This is a genomic window from Ureaplasma diversum NCTC 246 (genome assembly GCF_000731915.1).
GTDB lineage: Bacteria > Bacillota_I > Bacilli_A > Mycoplasmatales > Mycoplasmoidaceae > Ureaplasma > Ureaplasma diversum.
Genome location: NZ_JFDP01000095.1, coordinates 1 through 1506, shown reverse-complemented (window position 1 = coordinate 1506; position 1506 = coordinate 1). Strand labels below are relative to the sequence as shown.

Below are 1506 nucleotides of genomic sequence, written 5' to 3'. Positions count from 1 at the left end.
AAGTTGATCATATTCTATAAACTCATTGTTTAATAACTTAGTAATCTTAGCTACTAAGTTAGCTTTTAATTTATTCTTATCTTCATTTCTAAAAGTTAAGTTATCTAAGTTATTAGCTAAAAAATTAGCTTCATTAACTAAATCATCATATAAACTAATTAAATAAGTATCAAACTTATTAATAGAAGCATAATCTAGTTTATGGTGTAAATTCTTTAAATATTGATAAGTTTGATCTGATTTATAACTATAGTTGTTAATTCTTTTAAAGAATGCTTCTAATACTTTAGCTTGATTAACTACCGTATTAGAAGATAGTTCTAATTTATCAGTTAATTGATCATTAGAGTTTAAGTTGTTTTTATCATATAAAGCAACTAAGTATTTATTAATTAGTTTATTGTTTTGATCAAAGGTTTTAATAATATAAAGTTTAGATAAAAGTTTATTGGTTTCATCTTTTAGATAAGTTTCTTCTAAAAGATTAATAGAATACTTAATCATTGGATTATTAAAACTAACTTTAAATTGATAATTAAGCTTATTAATATCTAAGTTATGATTAGAATTAATAATATATTGTTTTCTTTTAAAGTCATAAATATCAGCTGCATTTACTACTTGATCATTAAATGAAAAGCTTTTGATTGTATCATCAATCACACTGTACATTGATTCTCTTTTAGTTTGTTTATCAACGCCATAGATTTTTAAACCAGCTAAAGCAAATAAAGCATTTCTTCAACCTGCATAATAAAATCGATTATATTCTCATTTAATTTTTAAATATTTAGCTTTAGCTGTATTGAATTTAATAGATAATCAATCTGAAGTATTATCATCATTAACAGCTAGATTGGTTCAGCTTGTTGTATTGATCACATCTTGATTAACTACATCTTTAAAATTAATTCCATCATTTGATGTTTGGATTCTAAACTCTTTTGGTAATAATGTTTTAGCATAAGTTCCTAAAAAGAATTTAAAACCAATTTCATTAACTAATTTAGTTTGATCGAATTTAATTACAATTTGTTTGTGCTTATCTTCTAAATCTGTATGAGTATTAATAATCTCAAAATTCTCTCAATATGATTTATCACTATAATCACTATCAAACAACTTATAAAGATCCTTATTAAAATGAATCTGATCTAAAACAAAATGATCTTTTTCATTATCTTTATTAACAAGGGGAGTTAAATCAATTCGATTTAAATCAACTGTTTCATTAACATAGTTAATATCAGCTTTAATATTATAGTTTTCATTTAAAAAACTAAAAGCACCATAGATTATAAAACTATGATCAATTTTTAATTTATTATCTAAATGCTTAGTAAATCAATTAATAAGAACACTTGATTGTTTAGATCCATAACTAACTTTTATTCTAGTTGGTAATTTTTTAATTATTGATTGATAAGTATCTTCTTTAGAAGCGACTAAAAAGATATTATCATAGTCTAGATAATGTTTTGTTGTTATTAATTTGACTGTATCAAC

Annotated in this window: 1 protein-coding gene; it reads right to left on the bottom strand. The window is 22.2% G+C overall.

What is annotated here, in order from left to right:
• The coding region (locus tag UDIV_RS04660; protein WP_038103687.1) for a discoidin domain-containing protein at positions 1-1506 on the bottom strand (1506 nt) is incomplete at both ends.